The organism is Shinella sp. M31 (genome assembly GCF_049199205.1).
Lineage (GTDB): Bacteria > Pseudomonadota > Alphaproteobacteria > Rhizobiales > Rhizobiaceae > Shinella.
Map to the genome: position 1 here is coordinate 115,647 of NZ_JBLZPH010000047.1, position 17,977 is coordinate 133,623.

A 17,977-nucleotide genomic window follows, 5' to 3' on the forward strand; every position below is an offset into this window, starting at 1 on the left:
CGGGTCAAACGCGGCCGTGCCGATGCCTCACGCATCTGCCGGTTCGATCCATGTTCCTCGTAAGCCCGCGATGATCTCCACGGCATCCTCGAGCCGGCCGATCGCGGCCGGCTTGCCGGCGCCGGCGAACGCGATGCCTGCCTCGACCTTCGGCCGCATCGAACCGGCTGGAAAATCGCCCGGCTCAAGATCCGATGCCTTCACGATGCCGAGAGGAAGGGCAGCGTCTGTGCCCCAGCCACGATAAACGGCATCGACATCGGTCAACATGAGGAGAAATTCCGCGTGGAGTTGGCGCGCGAGGAGTGCGGAGGCGTAATCCTTGTCGATAACGGCTTCGATACCGATGAGGCTGCCGTCCTCCCGTTCCACGACGGGAATACCGCCGCCGCCCGCGCAGATGACGATGACGCCGCGTTCGACGAGAAAACCCAGCACCTCGGTCTCCAGGATTTCCAGAGGTTTCGGGGAGGCGACGACACGGCGCCATTTGTCGTTGTCGGCGGCAATCTGCCAACCACGCTCCGCAGCCAGCCGGCGGGCCGTTGGCTCGTCATAGATCGGACCGATGGGCTTGGTGGGCGTCGCGAAGGCGGGATCGTGCGGATCGACCTTCACCTGCGTCAAAAGGGCGGCGAACAGCCTGTCCTTGACGGCATTGCCGAGTTCCTGCTGCAGGACGTAGCCGATCATACCGGCGGTTTCGGCGTCGAGCACGTCGAGAGGGAACGGCGAGCTGGGCGTCATGGCCGCCTGGAGGGCGAGCAGGCCCACCTGCGGCCCGTTACCATGCGTGATCACCAGCGCATGGCCCGCAGCGATCAGCTTGGCTAGCACCGCCGCCGCACGGCGAATGTTGGCGCGCTGGTTTTCTGCCGTCATCGGCTCGCCGCGCCGCAGGAGGGCGTTGCCGCCGAGAGCGACGACGATCCGCATGTCAGCCTCCAATAGTGGCGACGAGGATCGCCTTGATCGTATGCATGCGGTTCTCCGCCTGGTCGAAAACCACAGATGCGGCGGATTCGAAAACCTCATCGGTGACTTCCATGCAGTCGATACCGAAGCTGCTGGCGATATCCCGCCCGACCTCCGTCTCCGCATTGTGGAAGGCGGGCAGGCAATGCATGAACTTGGCATGCGGCCTTCTCGTCGCCGCCATGAGGTCGCGGGTCACGCGATAGGGCGTCAGAAGTTCGATGCGCTCTCGCCAGGCGCTTTCGTTCTCGCCCATGGAAAGCCAGACGTCTGTATAGACGAAATCGGCCCCGAGCACAGCTGCGTTCACGTCCTCGTCCATCCGGAAACTGCCACCACTTTTCTCAGCCAGAGCGCGGACATGGTCGCGGAACGTCTCCTCCGGCCAGAGAGAACGGGGCGAGGCGATCCGCATGTCCATGCCCACCTTCGCCGCACCGATCGCCAGTGACGTCGCGACGTTGTCACGCCCCTCACCGACGAAGACGAGCGTCATGTCCGAGAGGTGCTTGTGCGAGAATTCGCGCATCGTCATGAAATCGGCGAGCACCTGCGTCGGATGCGCCTCGTCGGTCAGCCCGTTGTAGACCGGAACCCCGGCATAAGCGGCCAGTTCGTCAGCCTGGTGCTGGCTAAAACCCCGGAACTCGATGGCGTCATACATGCGCCCGAGTACGCGTGCCGTGTCCTTCATCGATTCCTTGTGGCCGATGTGGCTGCCGGAAGGGCCAATATAGGTGACATGCGCTCCCTGGTCGTAAGCGGCGACTTCGAAGCCGGAGCGGGTGCGTGTCGAATCCTTCTCGAAGATCAAGGCAATGTTCTTGCGGACGAGCCGCTGCACTTCCGTGCCAGCCTGCTTCGCCGCCTTGAGTTCGGCCGCAAGACGCAGCAGGTAGCGGATCTCCACGCCGGAGAAGTCGTCCAGCGTCAGCACATTGCGACCATGCAGATTTACGGGCATGTCAGTTCCTCCTTCGTCAGATGGGGTCGCGCGCGATGGGACAGGTCATGCAATGGCCACCGCCACGCCCTCGGCTGAGTTCGGCGCCCTCCACGGTGATGACCTCGATGCCGGCGCGGCGCAGCAGCGTGTTTGTGTAGACGTTGCGGTCGTAGCCGATGACCACGCCCGGCTCGACGGCGACGACATTGTTGCCGTCGTCCCATTGCTCGCGCTCCGACTCGTATGTGTCGCCGCCGGTCGAGACGATGCGCAGGCTTTTGAGCCCCATCGCCTCTTTCACCACTTCGACGAAGGGTTTTTGCTCCTCGACCACATCGACGGCGGCCTCGCCCTCGCCGGGCCGCAGCGAGAACGTGCGCAACCGCTCGACCACTGGCGGATACATGGTAGCGAGATCGCGATCGCAGAGAGTGAAGACGGTGTCGAGATGCATGAAGGAGCGGTCGCGAGGCATCAGGGCGGCGACGACGTGCGTCGCCTCACCCGATGCAAACAGGCTGCGTGCCAGGCCACCGACCGCCTGTGGCGTCGTTCTCTCGCCCATGCCGATGAGCACGACACCACCACCGACCGGCATCACGTCGCCACCTTCCAGGCTAATGCCGGGGCCGGGATTGTCCGGCGAGACGAAGGGAAGGTCAGCATCGCGAAAGCGCGGGTGGAACCGGTAGACGGCCTCCACATTTGCTGCCTCCGGCTTGCGTGCCGGCCAGTACATGGCGTTGACAGAGACCGAACGGTAGATCCAGCAGGAACTGTCGCGCGTGAAGAGCTGGTTCGGCAGCGGCGGCAGCACGAAATCTTGCAGCAGCAACGTCCTGCCCGTCAGCCCAGCCGGCTGGAAGGGCAATTCGGCGCGGGCGATGCCGCCCACCAAAAGCGTTGCAAGCTCGTCGGCCGGCATCTCATCCAGCCAGCCACGCAATTCGCCCACCATGTCGTAACCGACAATCGAGGCGTCAACGCGCCGATCGAGCAACCAGTCGCGGCCTTCCGGCAAGGCCATGGTCTCGGCAAGCAATTCACCGAAGAGATGCACGGTGACGCCGCGCTCGCGCAGCGCGTCGACAAAGATGTCGTGTTCCTGCCGAGCGCGCTTGACCCATAGCACGTCGTCGAACAGCAGGGCCTTGCAATTGTCGGGCGTAAGACGGCGGAGGCTGAGGTCGGGTCGGTGCACGATTACCTCGCGCAGCCGGCCGACTTCGGAGTGGGCACCAAGAGCGGCCATGACGTGTCCTTTCGACGAGTTCAAAGGGCGCTGACGGCGCCGGTCCACATGGCGTAGGCGGCGTAGAGCCCCACCGCGACTAATGCGGCGGCGAGGACCGCTTCAACCGGATGGAAGACGCGCTCTCCTCTCTCCCTGCGCGCCCAGACGAAGAAGACGATGCCGGGCGCATAGAGGATGGCGCACATGAAGAGGTAGGAAAGGCCCGCCGCATAGACGAGCCAGAGGCCGTACACCGTTGCCAGAAGGCCGATCAGCATCGGTCCCTTACGGTTTTCGCCAGCGAGATAGCTTTCACCGGTGATCGCGAGCTTGGCCGCATAGGCGCCGGAGAAGATATAGGGCACCAGGATAGCGGCCGATGCGATGTAGAACAGCGCCTGATAAGTGCTTTGCGCGGAGAGCGTGATGATGAGGAAGACCTGCACCAGGACATTGGTGATGAGGAGCGAGGTCACCGGCACACCGCGCGCGTTCTCACGACCGAATAATTTGGGCATCGTACCGTCCCGTCCCGCGACATGCGGGACTTCGGCAGCAAGCAGCATCCAGCTCAGGAAGGCGCCGATAACAGAGATGACGAGCGCAAGGTTGATGAGGACGGCGCCCCATCGGCCGACTACGGCTTCGAGCACACCCGCCATGGACGGGTTTTTGAGGGCGGCGAGTTCTGGCTGGCTCAGAATGCCGACCGAAAGCAACGAGACCAGCGCATAGAGCGCCAGACACGTGAGGAAACCAAGGACGGTCGCGGTGGCTATGTCCTTGCGCTGCTCGGCGCGGGCTGAGAAGACGCTTGCGCCCTCGATGCCGATGAACACCCACAGCGTTACCAGCATGGTGCTCCTCACCTGGTTCATAATGGAGCCGAGGTCGGCATTTCCGAGGCCGGTGAAATCGGCCTCGAAAACATCCACCTTGAAGGCGACTACAACGACGCCGATGAACAGGACAATCGGCGCGATCTTGGCGACCGTGACGATCATGTTGACCACCGCCGCCTGCCGGACGCCGGCCATGACGAGGAAATGGATCATCCAGAGAAGGAAGGATGCACCCAGCACTGCTTGCCATGTGTTCCCGTCGCCAAAGGCGGGAACGAAATAGGACAGCGCGCTGAAGACGACCACGGCATAGGAGACATTGCCGACCCACGCGCTGATCCAGTAGCCCCAAGCGCTGTTGAAGCCGATGAACGGCCCGAACCCCGCCTTGGCATAGGCATAGGGACCTGCGTCCAGATCCGGCTTCCGGGTCGCCAAAGACTGGTAGACGAAGACCAGCGCCAGCATGCCAACTGCGGTGATGGCCCAGCCGATCATGATGGCGAGTGGCCCTGCCCCGGCCGCCATATTCTGCGGCAGGCTGAAAACGCCCGAACCGACCATCGAGCCGATGACCAGCGCGGTCAACGCGCCAAGCCGCAGCTTGGTCTCTCGCGATGTCGAAATGGAAGTCTTGGATGTAGAGGGAATATCGGCGGCAGTCATGGTTGCATCTCCCAGAGTCCGAAAAATTGTGGAAAGACTGCACCCGATCCGCCCGTATGGCTTTGACGCGCGTCAAACGCGGCCGGAAGGCAGAATTCTCTTAAACGACATCTTGGGTTGACCGGTATCAAAGCCCGGTCGCTGCGGCGGGCGCATATTCGCCGCCGTCCGCAACCGATCGCCAACCATATGAAGGAGAATGTCGATGAAGGCTCTTGTCTACGAAGGACCCGGACGTAAATTTCTCATGGAAAGGCCGATACCCACGATTGCCATGGCGACCGACGCCATCGTGAAGGTTACAAGGACCACAATCTGCGGCACTGACCTGCACATCCTCAAGGGCGACGTGCCGACTTGCACACCCGGCCGCATCCTCGGCCATGAGGGTGTCGGCGTCATCGAGGAGACAGGCGCCGGAGTGACCCAGTTCGCCAAGGGCGACCGCGTGCTGATTTCTTGCATCTCCTCCTGCGGCAAATGCGAATATTGCCGGCGCGGCATGTATTCCCACTGCGTGACCGGCGGTTGGATCCTCGGCAATACCATCGACGGTACCCAGGCCGAATATGTCCGCATCCCTCACGCGGATACCAGCCTCTATCCAATCCCGCAAGGCGCCGACGAGGAGGCGCTCGTCATGCTGAGCGACATCCTCCCCACAGGCTTCGAATGTGGCGTGCTGAACGGCAACGTGCAGCCGGGCGGCACAGTCGCTATCGTCGGCGCCGGGCCGATCGGGCTGGCGGCGCTGTTGACGGCGCAGTTCTATTCCCCAGCCGAGATCATCATGATCGACCTAGACGAGAACCGGCTGGCGGTGGCCAAGTGTTTCGGCGCGACGCAGGCGATCAAGGCGAGCGGAAAGGACGCCGCCCGCCAAGTGCTGGCGCTGACGGGCGGCACGGGCGTCGATACAGCAATCGAGGCGGTCGGCATTCCCGCAACCTTCGAACTCTGCCAGGAAATCATCGCTCCCGGCGGAGTCATCGCCAATATCGGCGTGCACGGCGTCAAGGCCGACCTGCATCTGGAGAAGTTGTGGTCGCAGAACATCGCCATCACGACGCGGCTGGTGGACACAGTCACGACACCGATGCTCATGAAGACGGTACAGGCCGGCAAGATCGACCCGAAAAGGCTGATCACACATCGGTTCAGCCTCGACCGGATCGCCGAGGCCTACGAGACCTTTTCCCACGCGGCCGACACGCGGGCGCTCAAGGTGATTATCGAGACAGACGCCGTGCGGACGCCCCCCACGAGAGCGACAGACGATGCCCTGACCACCACGCTCATGACCCGTACCGGGCTCATGCTCCATGTGCGCACTGTCAAGCCGGAGGACGAGCCGCTACTGGCGGATTTCTTCCGGCATGTCACGCCGCAGGATCTCCGCTTTCGGTTCCTTGGCGGTGTCCGGGAAGTGAGCCACGAACGCCTGCTTGCCATGACGAAGGTCGATCATGACACAACGGAGCACTTCCTCGCCTTCGCCGGCGGCAGCGACGCGATCGTCGCGGCGGCGATGGTGGCTTTCAACCCATCGATGACAAAGGCCGAGGTTGCGATTTCGGTGTGTGCAGACGACCGGCACAAGGGTGTCGGTTGGGAGATGCTGCGCCATGCGGCCCACTATGCGCAGAGACGCGGCGTCAGCACTCTGGAATCGCTGGAAAGCCGGGAAAACCATGAGGCCATCGAACTCGAACGGCAACAGGGCTTCGTCGCCGTCCCCTACCCTGACGATCCGACGCTTGTCCTCATCCGCAAGGATCTCCGGTCCGCCTAAGCCCCGAGTTTCCGGCTTACAACGCGAATTCCTGGTCGAGGCGCGGCACCACGCTCTCCCAACCCAGCTCGCGCCCTATGCGCACGCGCAAGGCTTCCGAGGCTTCGGCCTCCCCATGCACGATGAAGACCTTGCGCGGCGGACGCGGGCACCCCGAAAGCCAACGCATCAGTTCATCGGCATCGGCATGGGCCGAGAGCATGTCGAGATGGGCCACCTCCGCATTGACCGGAATCCAGTCACCATGGATCTTCAGTTCTTTCGCGCCGTCCTGAAGCGAGCGGCCTCTCGTTCCAGCGGCCTGGAAGCCGGCGAGCAGGATCGTGTTGCGCGCATCCGGTGCAAAGGCTTTCAGGTGATGCAGCACACGGCCGCCCGTCGCCATGCCGGAGGCAGAAATGACGATCTTCGGAACCCGGCTTGAACTGATCGCCTTCGAAGCCTCGACATCGTCGGTGTAGTGCGCGATGCCGAACACCCTGTTGCAGCTTTCAGGGTCAAGCCGATGATCCCTCGGATGCCGGCCCATGAGCCCGGTCGCATCGATCGCCATGGGGCTGTCGAGGAACACGGGTACGTCCCCGAGAACCCCCGCCTGCTTCAGCTTCCAGAAATAGTAGAGCAATTCTTGTGCGCGCCCGACAGCGAAGGCCGGGACGACGAGCGTCCCGCCACGTTTGATCGTGCGCTCCACGACCACCCGCAAGGCCTCTTCGGGGTCGGTCTTGTCGTGAATGCGATTACCGTAAGTGGACTCGATCATGACATAGTCTGCCTCGACCGGCCGGGCCGGGTCCGGCATCAGCGGATCACCGTAGCGGCCGATATCGCCGGAAAAGACGATCCTCTGCCCACCCCAGGCCATCTCCACCGATGCGGCACCGAGAATATGACCTGCGCGGCGGAAACGGAACCATGCTCCATTGGAAAGCCGCACGGTCTGGTCGAATTCAACGGTCGAGAAGTGCTCCACGGCGTTTTGCGCATCATGGACGGTATAGAGGGGAAGAGCCGGCTGATGACGGGACAGCTTGTGCCGGTTGAGGAATTCCGCGTCCTTTTCCTGCAGATGGCCGCTGTCCATGAGGATCAGCTTGGCGACATCGCGAGTGGCGGGCGTCGCATAGATCTTGCCACGGTAACCCTCGCGCACAAGGCGCGGCAAATATCCGCAATGATCGAGATGGGCATGCGTCAGGATCACCGCGTCGATCTCGCGGGGTGACACCGGCAGGGGCGTCCAGTTGAGGTCACGCAGGTTCTTCAGACCCTGGAAAAGACCGCAATCGATCAGGATGCGGTGTCCTCCTAGGGTGAGCAGATGCTTTGAGCCGGTCACGGTTCCGGCAGCGCCAAGCGATTTCAGAGACAGCATGGTTCCCTCCCCTCACAGGCCGCATTTGTCCACGGCGCGGCCGGGCCGTAAATGTCTATTGCCGCGCATAAGGCCATTTCCAGTCGCGGATCTCGGGCATGTCCTCGCCGTGCGCACGCACATAGGCATCGTGCTTGGTGAGCTTCGCCTTCAGCGTGGCGACGAGGCCCGGTTTCCGCTCGGCAACAGCCGGCAGGCGTTCGATCGCCTCGATGGCGAGGTGATAGCGGTCGAGCTTGTTCATCACCGCCATATCGAAGGGCGTCGTCGTTGTGCCCTCCTCGACAAAGCCCTTGACGTGGAAATTCGGATGGTTTGTGCGTTTGTAGACCAGCCGGTGAATGAGATAGGGGTAGCCGTGATGGGCGAAGACCACTGGCCGGTCGCGGGTGAAGATACGGTCGAAGGCCTCATCCTCTATGCCATGCGGATGGTTCCAGGGCGATTGCAATGCCATAAGGTCGATGACGTTGACGACGCGTATGCGCAGATGTGGCAACGCTTCGCGCAGGAGACTGACGGCGGCGAGCGTCTCGAGGGTCGGCACATCGCCGGCGCAGGCCATCACGATGTCGGGGCCAAGCCCGTCCTCCGTGCCCGCCCAGTCCCAGATGCCGAGCCCGGCTTCGCAATGGCGCACCGCCTCCTCAATCGTCAGCCATTGCGGCGCTGGCTGTTTGCCGGCGACGATGACGTTGATGCGGTTCCACGTCTTCAGGCAGTGATCACCAACCCAGAGCAGCGTGTTGGCATCCGGCGGCAGATAAACGCGCACGATGTCCGCGCCCTTGTTGGCCACAAGGTCGATGAAGCCGGGGTCCTGATGGGAAAAACCGTTGTGGTCCTGCCGCCAGACATGAGAGGTCAACAGGTAGTTGAGCGAAGAGACCGGCTTGCGCCAGGGCAATTCACTCGCCACCTTCAGCCACTTGGCATGCTGGTTGAACATCGAATCGACGATGTGGATAAAGGCCTCGTAGCAAGAAAAGAAGCCGTGGCGGCCGGTGAGCACGTAGCCCTCCAGCCAACCCTGGCAAAGATGCTCGCTCAACACCTCCATGACGCGGCCCTGCGGCGCGAGATGGTCATCCGTCGGCAGAGTTTCGGCCATCCACACCCGGTCGGTCGCCTCGAAGACGCTGCCGAGGCGGTTAGAGGCCGTCTCGTCCGGCCCGAAGAGGCGAAAATTGCTTTCAGCGGCATTCAGCCGGATCACGTCGCGCAGATAATCGCCCAGAATTTTTGTCGCCTGCGCCTCGACGGCGCCGGGCACGCCGACCGCAACCGCATAATCGCGAATGTCCGGCGTGTGCAGGTCCTTGCGCAGTAACCCTCCATTGGCGTGCGGACTGGCGCCCATGCGGCGCGAGCCGGTGGGAGCGAGCGCGCTCAGCTCTGGCTTGAGGCAACCGTCCGCGTCAAAAAGGTCTTCCGGATCGTAGCTGCGCATCCAGGCTTCGAGGATGTCGCGGTGGGCAACGTTGGAGCGGCATTCGGAGACGGGGACTTGGTGCGAGCGCCAAGAGTTCTCGACCATCTTGCCATCCACCTCCTTCGGCCCCGTCCAGCCCTTGGGACTGCGCAGCACGATCATCGGCCAGCGCGGCCGGCGGGCCGGGTCGTCGTTCGCCGCCGCGCGGATCGCCGCGATGCGGTCGAAGGCGGCGTCGAGCGCCGCCGCCATGTCCCGGTGCATGGCCTGCGGCTCGTGGCCCTCCACGAAGATCGGATCATAGCCGTAGCCGGTGAAGAGATGGGCAAGCTCCTCGTCCGGCAGGCGCGCCAGAATGGTCGGGTTGGCGATCTTGTAGCCGTTGAGATGCAGGATCGGCAGCACCGTGCCGTCGCTGACCGGGCTCAGGAATTTGTTGGAATGCCAGGCGGCGGCGAGCGGGCCGGTCTCGGCCTCACCATCGCCCACCACGCAGGCGACGAAGAGGTCCGGATTGTCGAACGTCGCGCCATAGGCGTGCACAAGCGCATAGCCGAGTTCGCCGCCCTCGTGGATCGAGCCGGGCGTTTCAGGGGCCGCATGGCTCGGAATGCCGCCCGGAAAGGAGAACTGCCGGAAGAGCTTTTTCAGACCCGCCTCGTTCTGGCCGATTTCCGGGTAGATTTCCGAATAGGTGCCCTCCAGATAAGTATTGGCCACCATACCAGGCCCGCCATGACCCGGGCCGCAGATATAGAGGATATCGATATCCCGTGCCCGGATGATGCGGTTGAGATGAGCATAGATGAAATTGAGCCCCGGCGTCGTGCCCCAGTGGCCGAGAAGGCGCGGCTTGACGTGCTCCGCCTTCAGCGGTTCGCGCAGAAGCGGATTGTCCATCAGGTAAATCTGGCCGACGGAAAGGTAGTTGGCCGCCCGCCAGTAGCGGTCGACCAGCGCGAGTTCATCGTTTTTCGGATCGTTCGCCATTGTGTCGCTCCTTGGCGGCCCGTCCGAACGGGCCGCGCCCATGCAGTCCGGCTTGCTCCAGAAGCCCTATTGCGGCAGTACCGAGTCCACGGCCAGTTGCCCGCAGGCCGTGTCGGTGAACATGTCGAAACCGCGCCGAAGCTCGTCGAGGCCCATCACGACGGACTTCTCGGCGAACTCCGTCTGATAAACCAGGATATTGAGGGGATCGGTGCATTCGGCGAGATTCTGGAGAAAGGCGGATTGGTCCTGAAGCAAGCGCGACGCCGCGCCCATCCAATGGCGGTGCATCGCTATGCCGATCTCGAACGATGCGCGTAAAAGCGGGTCTGCCCCGATTGGCATCATCGGCCAGTCGAAGGCCGAAGCAACCCGTTCCGCATCCGTCGCATTGCCATTGGACATGACAGGCTCCCGCTTTCCGTTTCGTTATGCTGTCACCCTAGGCGGTTTCGCGCAATGAAACTTGATCTGCGTCAATGGAGCTGAAGAGCGCTCTATATAGGGTGGCACCCTGTCCAGCAGGGTGAGCCATCACTCTGTCACGCTAGGACATGTCTCGCGCCCGAACCTGCCGAAGGAGACGTCCATGAACAGTCTGGCGAGCGAGATGTCGCCCCTCCGGCAGATGGCCGACCTGCCGCCCGTTCCCCGGGTGGAGGAGCTGGGAAGCGAGGCCTTCCAGGCAATCGACCGCATGCGGGAGGCGGTCGCCGGGCAGTTCAGCGCCGGCCTGTCGCCGGCCGCGTTCGCGCTGGCGCTGTTCGACTGGTCTATTCACCTCGCCTCTGCTCCCGGAAAGCGTCTGGAGCTCGTCGACAAGGCGAACCGCAAGGCCGCACGCCTGCTTTGCCATATTGCCGCGGCGGCGGCCGATCCGGATGCGCCGCCGTGTATCGAGCCCCTGCCGGGAGACTACCGCTTTTCCGACGCGCGCTGGAGGAAGCCGCCGTTCAGCATCTGGGCGCAGGCCTTCCTTCTCCATCAGCAATGGTGGCATAATGTCACCAACGAGGTGCCGGGTGTTGCGCCGCATCACCAGGACGTCGTGTCCTTCGCCGCGCGCCAGGTCCTCGACGTCTTCTCGCCCTCCAACATGCCATTCGCCAATCCGGAGGTGTTGGAAAGGACGATGCGGTCGGGTGGTATGAATTTTCTCGACGGCTGGCGCAACTGGATGGAGGATCTGGGCCGCCTCGCGACCGGCCAGCCGCCTGTTGGCACGGAGGATTTCGTCGTCGGCCGCGACGTCGCGGCGCCGCCGGGCAAGGTGGTCTACCGCAACCACCTGATCGAGCTGATCCAGTACGCCCCGGCAACCGACACCGTTGCGGCCGAACCGGTCCTGATCGTGCCGGCCTGGATCATGAAATATTACATCCTCGACCTATCGCCGCACAATTCGCTCGTGCGTCATCTCGTCGGCCAGGGCCACACCGTCTTCTGCATCTCCTGGCGCAACCCGACAGCCGCCGACCGCGACCTGACGATGGACGACTACCGAAGGCTCGGCGTGATGGCGGCGCTCGATGCGGTCAATGCCGTCGTTCACGGACGCAGGATCCACGCCGCGGGCTACTGCCTGGGCGGCACGCTTCTTTCCATTGCTGCCGCCGACATGGCGCATCGCGGCGACGATCGGCTGGCGAGCCTGACATTGCTCGCCGCGCAAACGGACTTCACGGAGCCAGGCGAACTCGCCCTCTTCATCGACCACAGCCAAGTGCATGTGCTCGAAAGCATGATGTGGAACCGCGGCTATCTTTCGGCCGATCAAATGGCGGGCGCCTTCCAGCTCCTGCGCTCGAACGACCTGGTCTGGTCGCGCATCGTGCACGAGCACATGATGGGCGAGCGCGCACCGATGATCGACCTAATGGCATGGAACGCCGATTCGACCCGCATGCCCTACCGGATGCACGCCGAATACCTCAAGCGCCTCTATCTCGGCAACGAGCTCGCCGCCGGCCGCTTCCTGGTCGAGGGGCGCCCTGCCGCCATCCAGAACATCCGCGTGCCGATGTTCGTGGTCGGCACCGAGCGCGACCATGTCGCGCCGTGGCGACCAGTCTACAAGATCCATTATCTCAGCAACACCGACCTCACCTTCGTCCTGACCAGCGGCGGCCACAATGCTGGTATCGTCAGTGAACCCGGTCGCCCGCGCCGGCGCTACCGCATCGCCGCGCGCGCAACGGACGGGCTGTGCGTGGGCGCGGATGAATGGGCAGAAACAGCAGAGGCGCGGCCGGGGTCCTGGTGGGAAGCCTGGACGAGCTGGCTCGCTGCGCATTCGGCGCCGGAACGGGTCGCCCCGCCGACGATGGGCGTCCACCGCAAGGGATACAAACCGCTCGCGGATGCCCCAGGTACATATGTTTTGCAAAGGTAAACCGTCGATGGACGACTTTCTCCGCAACAGGACCTTCGACGAACTCCAACCCGGCGACACAGCCTCGATCGTCCGGCTCGTCGGACACGACGACATCGACCTGTTCGCCGCCGTTTCCGGCGACCAGAACCCGGCCCATCTCGACGCCGCCTTCGCCAAGACCGGCCTCTTCGGCCATGTCGTCGCCCATGGCATGTGGACGGCCGCCCTCATTTCAGCCGTACTCGGGACGAGGCTACCGGGACCGGGCACGATATATCTCGGCCAAGAGCTCCATTTCCTCAGGCCCGTCGCTCCCGGCGACACGATCACCGCCACCGTCACGGTAAGGGAGAAGCAGCCACAAAAGCGCATCGTCCTGCTCGACACCGTCTGCACCAACAGAGGAGGCGACGTGGTGTTGAAGGGAATGGCAACAGTGATCGCGCCGGAGACTCCTATCGAGTGGCCACGCACACCACTCCCCGACATTTCACTGAGACGGCACGACCGCTACGAGGCCTTCGTGAAGCGGGCGCGCGACCTCCCGGCGATCCGCGCCGCCATCGTGCATCCCTGTTCGGCTGCGGCCATCGCCGGCGCGTTGGAAGCGCGCAAGGCCGGCCTGCTGGAACCGCTCCTCGTCGGGCCGGAGGCCAAGATTCGCGCTGCCGCCGAGGCCGCGCAGGTCTCGCTCGACGGTATCGAGATCGTTCCCGTCGCGCACAGCCATGCCGCAGCCGACCGCGCCATCGAGCTTGCCGTCTCCGGCTGCGTTTCGGTGCTGGTCAAGGGCAGCCTTCATACGGAGGAGCTTCTTGGCGCCGTCGTCGCGCCCGGCTCCGGGCTTCGCACCGAGCGGCGCATCAGCCATGTCTATGCCATGGACATCCCTGCCTACGACAAGCCGCTCATCGTCACCGACGCGGCGATCAACATCCTGCCGACGCTGGAGCACAAGCGCGACATCTGCCAGAACGCGGTCGACCTGCTGCGCCGGCTCGGCATGGACGACCCGAAGGTGGCCGTGCTCGCCGCCGTGGAGACCGTGAACCCCAAGATGCCCTCGACGCTCGACGCCGCAGCGCTGACCGTGATGGCGGCGCGCGGGCAGATCACAGGCGCGAAGGTCGACGGGCCGCTCGCCTTCGACAACGCCATCAGCATGGACGCCGCGCGCACCAAGGGCATCGTCTCCCCCGTCGCAGGGCAGGCCGACATCCTGCTCGTGCCGGACCTCGAAGCCGGCAATATGCTGGCCAAGCAGCTCATCTACTTCGCCGGCGCCACGGCGGCCGGTCTGGTGCTGGGTGCACGGGTGCCGATCGTGCTGACCAGCCGTTCCGATCCGCTCTCGGCCCGCATCGCCTCGGCCGCGCTCGCCAAGATGGTCGCCGCGCGGCTTCCGGTGGAGGGATTGCCCGCATGAAGACCCTGCTGACCTTCAATGCCGGCTCCTCCACCGTGAAGATCGGCCTTTTCGAACTCAGCCCCGATGGTCCTGTCCGGATCGCCCGCGGCGTCATCGATTTCCGCCACGATCCGCTGACCTTGCGGGTGAGCGAAGATGAGCAGCGGATCGAAGCCGCGCTGGAAGCCCGACCGGACGCGGACCTCAGCGGCATCCTGTCGGAAACCTTCGCCGTCCTCAGCCGCCATTTCGACCTTGGCGAGGTGGCGGTCGTCGGGCACCGCGTCGTGCATGGCGGCGACCGGTTCGACGGTCCCGTGCGCCTCGACGAAAAAAACATCGCGGCCATCGACGCGCTGACAGTGCTCGCACCGCTCCACCAGCCGCAGAGCCTGCGCCTGATCCGCGCGATCGGCAGCGTGCTGCCGGACCTGCCGCAGGCGGCTTCCTTCGACACCGCCTTCCACCGGACGAACGACGCGCTGGTGCGCCGCTTCGCCATCCCGCGGGATCTCTACGACCGGGGCATCAAGCGGTACGGTTTCCACGGCCTCTCCTACAAGTATATCGCAAGAGAACTTGCCCGCCTCGCGCCGGAAAAGGCCGGCGGCAGGGTCGTGGTCGCCCATCTCGGCAGCGGCGCGAGCCTGTGCGGACTCGACAAAGGTATCAGCCGCGACACCAGCATGGGCTTTTCGACCCTCGACGGCATTCCGATGGCGACGCGGTGCGGTGCGCTCGATCCGGGCGTGGTGCTGCATCTCCTCGGACAGGAGGGACTGGCGCTACGCGAAATGGAAGACCTCCTTTACCACAAGTCCGGGCTCCTCGGGGTTTCCGGCATCAGCGCCGACAGCCGCGATCTTCTGGAGAGCGATGCGCCTGAAGCGAAGGAGGCAATCGACCTCTTCGCTTTGCGGATCGCCGGCGAGATCGCCCGGCTGGCCGCCACGGCCGGCGTCGGCGAGAACCAGCCGAAGGTGCGGGCCAATGTCTGCGGCCGGCTGGGCTGGCTCGGCCTCGACCTCGACCCCATCGCCAATGCCGCGAACGCGATCCTCATCAGCACACCGGAAAGCCGTATGGCCGCCTTCGTCATCCCCACCGACGAGGAACAGGTGATCGCCGAAGAAACCGTTTCGCTGCTGGGGAGCACAGGGAAATGACCGCAACCGCCGCCCAGGAACGGCCTGATGTCGCACCCGCCGGCGAGACTGATTGCCACTTCGGCTGGCACGCTCGAACGAAAGAAGAGACCTGCGCGGCGCTGGGCAGCAGTCCAGATGGTCTTCGTCATGACGAGGCCGCCCGCCGCCTCCTAGCCCACGGTCCCAACGAACTGCCGGCCGCTGCCCGTCCTCACCCATTCCGGCGCTTCCTCGCCCAATTCAACAATGCGCTCATATATTTCCTCTTGTCGGCTACCCTCGTTGCGACAGTGCTCGGCCATGCCATCGACGGGGCGGTCGTCGCCATCGTGGTGCTCGTCAATGCCGTTGTCGGCTTCCTCCAGGAAGGCAAGGCCGAGCGGGCACTCGACGCGATCCGCGACATGATTGCCCCGCATACCGTCGTCGTTCGCGACGGCGAGCGGCAGACCGTCGATGCGCGCATGATCGTTCCGGGCGACATCGTCGTGCTCGACGCAGGCGACAAGGTGCCGGCCGACATAAGACTTATCCGGGCGCGCGGATTGAGCGCAGACGAGGCAATCCTCACCGGGGAATCCGTGCCCGCCGAAAAACGCGAGGAGACTGTCGCCGCCGACGCCGCGCTTGGCGACCGGTTGCCCATTCTGCATTCGGGCACGCTCGTCACCACAGGCCAAGGCCAAGGCGTTGTGGTGGCGACCGGCGCGCGCACCGAGATCGGCCGTATCTCCAGCCTCATCGGCAATGCGCAGACGCTGACCACCCCGCTGCTCCACCAGATCAACAAATTCGGCCGGCTGTTCACCTGGTACGCCATCGGCATGGCCGCATTGGTCTTCATCTTCGCCGTGTCGACGCGCGGTTACGACTGGATCGATGCGCTCATGGTGGTTGTTGCGCTCGCAGTCGGCGTCGTGCCGGAGGGGCTGCCGGCCGTTATCACCATCACGCTGGCGATCGGCGTACGCCGGATGGCGGGGCTTAACGCCGTGGTTCGCCGTCTGCCGGCCGTCGAAACGTGGGCGCCACCTCGGTAATCTGCTCCGACAAGACGGGCACGCTGACGAAGAACGAGATGACCGTGCGCCACATCGTCACGGCCGGGAGCGTGACGGCGATCTCAGGGTCTGGCTATGCGCCCGAGGGCGCAATCGCAGCGAAAAACGGAAGTGCTCCACCACCGGACACCGCTCGCGACACGCTCGTGCGCGCGGCACTGCTTTGCAACGACGCCAGGCTCATGGAGCGTGACGGGCAGTGGAGCGTCCTCGGCGATCCCATGGAAGGCGCACTCGTCATCCTTGCCGCCAAAGCGGGGCTGCATCCTGAGACCGAGCGAGCGAGCTGGAGCCGGCTGGATGAGATTCCATTCGACGCCCAGCACCGTTTCATGGCGACGCTGCACAGCGGCCCGGACGGCACGCGCCGCATCTTCGTCAAAGGCGCTCCCGAGCGGGTGCTGGCGATGTGCACAGAGCAGGCGGGCGATGATGGGACCAGCGCGGTCGATCACGATTACTGGCGCGAGCGCATCGACACGGCGGCCGGCGAGGGCGAGCGCGTACTCGGCTTTGCGATGGGGACCGTTGGGACGGACGTCGAGCGGCTGACCTTCGGCATGGTCGAGACGGGCCTGACCTTCCTCGGGATCGCGGGCTTCATCGATCCGCCGCGCGAGGAGGCGATGGCGGCGGTGGCCGAATGCCGCTCTGCCGGCATCGCGATCAAGATGATCACCGACGACCACAACGGCACGGCGGTCGCCATCGCCCGCAAGCTCGCCATCGCCGACGCCCCCAAGGCGCTGGACGGCAGCGCGCTCGACGCCATGTCGGACGAAGACCTCCGCCGCACTGTCGAGGAGGTCAGCGTTTTCGCCCGTACGACCCCGGAGCACAAGCTGCGCATCGTGCGCGCGCTTCAGGCCAACGGCTATGTCGTCGCCATGACAGGAGACGGCGTCAACGACGCGCCGGCGGTCAAACAGGCCGATGTCGGCGTCGCCATGGGCTACAAGGGAACGGAGGCGGCCAAGGAAGCCGCCCAGATGGTGCTGCTCGACGACAATTTCGCCTCCATCGTCGCAGCCGTGCGTGAAGGGCGCACCGTCTATGACAACATACGCAAGGTGATCATGTGGGAGCTGCCCACCAACGGCGCCGAAACGCTCAGCGTCCTGTTCGCTGTCGCCATCGGCGCGACACTGCCGATGACCCCGATCCAGATTCTCTGGATGAACATGATCCTCACCGTCACACTCGGCCTTGTGCTCGCCTTCGAACCCTCCGAGACCGATGTGATGCGCCGCCCACCGCGCCGGCGCGACGCACCGATCCTGTCGCGCTTTCTCGTCTGGCGCATTACCTTTGTCTCATTCGTCTTCATGCTCGGCGTGTTCGGCATCTTCGAATACGCACTTCGCAGTGGCTATTCCGAAGCCGGCGCACGCACCATGGTGGTCAATATGCTGGTGGTGATGGAGATCTTCTATCTGTTCAACGTGCGCTACCTGCACCGCACGTCGTTCAGCCTGGCCGGCGCCATGGGCACGCCAGCCGTGCTCGCCGCCATTGCAGTCGTCGTGATCGCCCAGCTTCTCTTCACCTTTGCGCCGTTCATGCGCGATATCTTCGGCACGGCGCCCATCGCCTTACCTGACGGGCTCGTGGTCCTCGCTATCGGGTTGCTGACGATGGTGATCCTGGAATGCGAGAAGATGCTGATCCAGAGGGCGCGACCGCAAACGCAAGAGGGCAACGCAGCGAGCGCGCCTGCTTGCTGAAACGCCTTGC

The 17,977-nt window shown here is 64.1% G+C and carries 13 protein-coding genes and 1 pseudogene; 7 read left to right on the top strand and 7 right to left on the bottom strand.

All coding sequences use genetic code 11. The features are described 5' to 3' along the window. Positions 1 to 27: 27 nt before the first annotated feature. Genes ACOZKU_RS07480 through arcD form a run of 4 tightly spaced genes read right to left on the bottom strand, consistent with a single transcriptional unit; the run spans position 28 to position 4,663 of the window. Positions 28 to 936: a carbamate kinase gene (locus ACOZKU_RS07480; RefSeq protein ID WP_421578328.1), complete on the bottom strand. Its 909-nt coding sequence runs from the start codon at positions 934 to 936 to the stop codon at positions 28 to 30. 1 nt (position 937) lies between these two features. Continuing rightward, the gene (gene argF, locus ACOZKU_RS07485) at positions 938 to 1,939 is read right to left on the bottom strand and encodes an ornithine carbamoyltransferase (protein ID WP_421578329.1); all 1,002 of its coding nucleotides are present in this window, start codon (positions 1,937 to 1,939) and stop codon (positions 938 to 940) included. Positions 1,940 to 1,955: 16 nt separating this feature from the next. After that, a complete protein-coding gene (locus ACOZKU_RS07490) occupies positions 1,956 to 3,173 on the bottom strand; it encodes an arginine deiminase (protein ID WP_421578330.1) in 1,218 nt (405 codons plus the stop codon). A 20-nt stretch (positions 3,174 to 3,193) separates the two neighbouring features. Beyond that, positions 3,194 to 4,663 carry an arginine-ornithine antiporter gene (gene arcD / locus ACOZKU_RS07495; protein WP_421578331.1) on the bottom strand — a complete coding sequence of 490 codons (1,470 nt, stop codon included), beginning with the start codon at positions 4,661 to 4,663 and terminating at the stop codon, positions 3,194 to 3,196. A gap of 205 nt (positions 4,664 to 4,868) precedes the next feature. Between arcD and ACOZKU_RS07500 the strand changes: the two are divergent. Both ACOZKU_RS07500 and ACOZKU_RS07505 read left to right on the top strand, forming a co-directional pair. After that, a pseudogene (locus tag ACOZKU_RS07500) lies at positions 4,869 to 5,900 on the top strand (zinc-dependent alcohol dehydrogenase family protein); the annotation flags it as partial. 213 nt (positions 5,901 to 6,113) lie between these two features. Then, positions 6,114 to 6,455 (top strand): GNAT family N-acetyltransferase, encoded by a 342-nt coding sequence (locus tag ACOZKU_RS07505; RefSeq protein ID WP_421578377.1) that lies wholly within the window; start codon positions 6,114 to 6,116, stop codon positions 6,453 to 6,455. 16 nt (positions 6,456 to 6,471) lie between these two features. Here ACOZKU_RS07505 and ACOZKU_RS07510 read toward each other — a convergent pair whose 3' ends face one another. Genes ACOZKU_RS07510 through ACOZKU_RS07520 form a run of 3 tightly spaced genes read right to left on the bottom strand, consistent with a single transcriptional unit; the run spans position 6,472 to position 10,657 of the window. Then, complete coding sequence (locus tag ACOZKU_RS07510; protein ID WP_421578332.1) at positions 6,472 to 7,830, bottom strand: MBL fold metallo-hydrolase RNA specificity domain-containing protein; 1,359 nt, start codon at positions 7,828 to 7,830, stop codon at positions 6,472 to 6,474. Between the two features lie 55 nt (positions 7,831 to 7,885). Continuing rightward, on the bottom strand, positions 7,886 to 10,294 hold the full coding sequence (locus ACOZKU_RS07515) for a phosphoketolase family protein (protein ID WP_421578333.1): 2,409 nt from the start codon (positions 10,292 to 10,294) through the stop codon (positions 7,886 to 7,888). A 24-nt stretch (positions 10,295 to 10,318) separates the two neighbouring features. Beyond that, positions 10,319 to 10,657, bottom strand: a complete 339-nt coding sequence (locus ACOZKU_RS07520) for a hypothetical protein (RefSeq protein WP_421578334.1) — start codon at positions 10,655 to 10,657, stop codon at positions 10,319 to 10,321. Between the two features lie 223 nt (positions 10,658 to 10,880). Between ACOZKU_RS07520 and ACOZKU_RS07525 the strand changes: the two genes are divergently transcribed. The 5 genes from ACOZKU_RS07525 to ACOZKU_RS07545 are packed head-to-tail and all read left to right on the top strand — an operon-like array spanning position 10,881 to position 17,967. Further along, positions 10,881 to 12,644 carry a PHA/PHB synthase family protein gene (locus ACOZKU_RS07525; RefSeq protein WP_421578378.1) on the top strand — a complete coding sequence of 588 codons (1,764 nt, stop codon included), beginning with the start codon at positions 10,881 to 10,883 and terminating at the stop codon, positions 12,642 to 12,644. A 7-nt stretch (positions 12,645 to 12,651) separates the two neighbouring features. Then, the gene (locus ACOZKU_RS07530; RefSeq protein WP_421578335.1) at positions 12,652 to 14,052 is read left to right on the top strand and encodes a bifunctional enoyl-CoA hydratase/phosphate acetyltransferase; all 1,401 of its coding nucleotides are present in this window, start codon (positions 12,652 to 12,654) and stop codon (positions 14,050 to 14,052) included. Then, on the top strand, positions 14,049 to 15,200 hold the full coding sequence (locus ACOZKU_RS07535) for an acetate/propionate family kinase (RefSeq protein WP_421578336.1): 1,152 nt from the start codon (positions 14,049 to 14,051) through the stop codon (positions 15,198 to 15,200). Before ACOZKU_RS07530 ends, ACOZKU_RS07535 begins: the two co-directional genes overlap by 4 nt. Next, complete coding sequence (locus ACOZKU_RS07540; protein WP_421578337.1) at positions 15,197 to 16,222, top strand: HAD-IC family P-type ATPase; 1,026 nt, start codon at positions 15,197 to 15,199, stop codon at positions 16,220 to 16,222. Before ACOZKU_RS07535 ends, ACOZKU_RS07540 begins: the two co-directional genes overlap by 4 nt. After that, complete coding sequence (locus ACOZKU_RS07545; RefSeq protein ID WP_421578338.1) at positions 16,204 to 17,967, top strand: HAD-IC family P-type ATPase; 1,764 nt, start codon at positions 16,204 to 16,206, stop codon at positions 17,965 to 17,967. The genes ACOZKU_RS07540 and ACOZKU_RS07545 overlap by 19 nt, the downstream gene beginning before the upstream one ends. Positions 17,968 to 17,977: the final 10 nt, after the last annotated feature.

Coding starts and splice junctions, on each gene's coding strand:
- ACOZKU_RS07480 (WP_421578328.1), bottom strand. CDS start 936: ATGCGGATCGTCGTCGCTCTCGGCGGCAACGCCCTCCTGCGGCGCGGC.
- argF (WP_421578329.1), bottom strand. CDS start 1,939: ATGCCCGTAAATCTGCATGGTCGCAATGTGCTGACGCTGGACGACTTC.
- ACOZKU_RS07490 (WP_421578330.1), bottom strand. CDS start 3,173: ATGGCCGCTCTTGGTGCCCACTCCGAAGTCGGCCGGCTGCGCGAGGTA.
- arcD (WP_421578331.1), bottom strand. CDS start 4,663: ATGACTGCCGCCGATATTCCCTCTACATCCAAGACTTCCATTTCGACA.
- ACOZKU_RS07505 (WP_421578377.1), top strand. CDS start 6,114: ATGACGAAGGTCGATCATGACACAACGGAGCACTTCCTCGCCTTCGCC.
- ACOZKU_RS07510 (WP_421578332.1), bottom strand. CDS start 7,830: ATGCTGTCTCTGAAATCGCTTGGCGCTGCCGGAACCGTGACCGGCTCA.
- ACOZKU_RS07515 (WP_421578333.1), bottom strand. CDS start 10,294: ATGGGCGCGGCCCGTTCGGACGGGCCGCCAAGGAGCGACACAATGGCG.
- ACOZKU_RS07520 (WP_421578334.1), bottom strand. CDS start 10,657: ATGTCCAATGGCAATGCGACGGATGCGGAACGGGTTGCTTCGGCCTTC.
- ACOZKU_RS07525 (WP_421578378.1), top strand. CDS start 10,881: ATGGCCGACCTGCCGCCCGTTCCCCGGGTGGAGGAGCTGGGAAGCGAG.
- ACOZKU_RS07530 (WP_421578335.1), top strand. CDS start 12,652: ATGGACGACTTTCTCCGCAACAGGACCTTCGACGAACTCCAACCCGGC.
- ACOZKU_RS07535 (WP_421578336.1), top strand. CDS start 14,049: ATGAAGACCCTGCTGACCTTCAATGCCGGCTCCTCCACCGTGAAGATC.
- ACOZKU_RS07540 (WP_421578337.1), top strand. CDS start 15,197: ATGACCGCAACCGCCGCCCAGGAACGGCCTGATGTCGCACCCGCCGGC.